Raw genomic sequence first — 2,156 nt, forward strand, 5'->3', positions numbered from 1 at the left:
CGGACATCCCGACCGGGGTCGCGCCGTGCGTGTGGCGGGCCGTCGGGATGTCCGCCGTGGTGGCCGGGCCAGGACTGCCGGGGCCCGGGCTGCGGCCGGACGCGGTGCCGCGTACCGGGCGTTCCCAGCGCAGCCGGGTCAGCAGCGAGTCCGGGTCGGGCGCCGTGCCCTCCGGGAGGGTCGCCATCAGGGCCAGGATCCTGCGGCGGACCTCGGGGGCGGCGGCCCGGTCCAGTTCGGGGCCCAGCGTGGACAGGGCCCGGCCCTTGGGGTCGAGGCCGCCGATGAGTCCGGGCGTACGGGTGGCGGTGAGCCAGGCCGTGACCAGGTCGGCCCAGCGCTCCTGGGCGGGCGAGTCGAGCCAGAGGTCGTACGCGGGGGTGGCGGCGAACCGTTCGTCGGCCTCTCCGTCGGCCGCCAGCAGCCCGGCCGCGTAGGCCAGTTCGACCCAGAAGGCGGCCAGCGGCTCGCTCACGTCCAGCGCGGCCGCGGTCCGTTTGAGGTCACGGACGCTGAGGCCGCCGGAGCGCAGCACGGCGGGGCCGCCCTCGTCCCAGTCCTTGAACAGGTCCTCGATGGTGGAGAGCGCGGTGAACGCCTGCCCGGCCGCCGCCGCGTCCACAGCCTGTGGACCGTACTCGCGGGCGGGCAGCACGGCGGGCGGCCGCGGCTCCGCGTGCTGGTGCGCGCGCCCGGCGCGCAGATGCAGCGCGGCCTCCCGGGGGAGTACCACCGTGCGCGCGCTGGCGGGCAGCAGCAGCCCGTGGTCCCGGAGCCACTGCACGGGCCGGGTCGGCGCGGCGGCCACCTCTCCGTACGGCGGGCCCCAGACGAGCCTGCTCAGGACGTTCAGCGACTCGGTCGGCGCCTCGTCGAGCAGCGCCGACATCCGGGTCCTGTCGGTGAACAGCGAGGTCAGCGCGGCGACCGCGGAGACCGAGTCATGCGTGCCCGCGAGGCCGACCGCGGTGACGATCTCCTGGACGCGGCCCGGCGACATCCCGACCGTCGCCTCCGCCACGGTCGGCCCGAGGCCGGTCGGCGAGGGGTGGGTGGGGGAGGGGGCGAGGAGTTCACGGGCGGTGCGGACGAGCCGGAGCCGGTCGTCGGTGCCCCAGATCAGCGCCTGCTCCCGGAGCCGCTCGACCGCGCCGGGCAGCGCGTCGGCGACATCCGGGTCGCAGTCGTCACCGGCCATGAGGGCGAGGAGCGTCTCGTACGGGGCGGGGTCGGGCGCGACCGCGAGCGCCTCGGCGGTCTGGAGCGTGAACCGGTCCAGGTGCTCCAGCGCCCGTACGACCGAGGCGCGGGTGCCGGCGCGGGTCGCGAGCTGGCTGAGATCGCTGGGCACCGGCGTCAGCAGATCGGGCCGTGCCCGCAGCAGCCCGGTCAGCGACGCGTCGTCGCGGGTGCGCAGGGCCTCTGCGAGGGTGCGCGGTGGCGTGCTGCGTGTTCGTTCCGGCACGTGCGCCTCCCATAGAGCGGACGGGTCCCCATCCGGCCCACGTTACTGAGATTTGCGGGGAGATGGCGCACCGCCCCACGTTCGGCCCGATGACTTCGCCCCGGCGAGCCCGGTGACTTCGCCCCCGCGAGGGCGGGCAGGACACGGGGAGAGGCGTCGGGACGGATGTCGGGACCGGTGCCGGGACCGGTGCCGGGACCGGTGCCGGGAGGGCGCCGGGGCGCGCTTCGGGAGGGCGCCGGGGCGGGCCTTCGGGAGGGCTTAGGCAGGGCGGCAGGGCGGGCATCGGGAAGGCTTAGGGAGAGGGCGCCAGGGGACGGGCATCGGAAGGCTTCCGGATGCGCACCGCGGCGGCATCGGGCATCGGGCATCCGGAGGGGCAGAGGAAAAGGTCGGGCAAAGGCCGGTGGAGGGGACGGTGAGTGCGGACGGCGTGCGGTGGGGGCGGCTACGGTCGGTGCAGAGCGGCGTGAAGGGGTGCGACTCCGTGGGGATCGAGAGCGATCAGCTCGTCTACGACTATCTGAGCCGGGTCGGTGACCTGGCCCAGCGGCAACTGACGTCGGCCGACCGGATGCGGCTCGTCGCCTCGCTGCGCGGCGAGATCGACCGGCAGCGCGCCGGGGCGGACGCGGGCGGCGAGGCCGCCGTACGCCGCATCCTCGGCCGGCTCGGCACGCCGGCCGAGCAG

Annotated in this window: 2 pseudogenes; one reads left to right on the forward strand and one right to left on the reverse strand. The window is 76.1% G+C overall.

Annotated features, from left to right (window positions below):
- A pseudogene (locus G3I19_RS36155) lies at positions 1–1,465 on the reverse strand (DNA-binding protein); the annotation flags it as partial.
- Between the two features lie 457 nt (positions 1,466–1,922).
- On the opposite strand from G3I19_RS36155, the pseudogene G3I19_RS36160 reads away from it, so the two are divergent.
- A pseudogene (locus tag G3I19_RS36160) lies at positions 1,923–2,156 on the forward strand (hypothetical protein); the annotation flags it as partial.

The sequence above is a fragment of the Streptomyces sp. SID10853 genome (assembly GCF_010548145.1).
Taxonomy (GTDB): Bacteria; Actinomycetota; Actinomycetes; order Streptomycetales; family Streptomycetaceae; genus Streptomyces.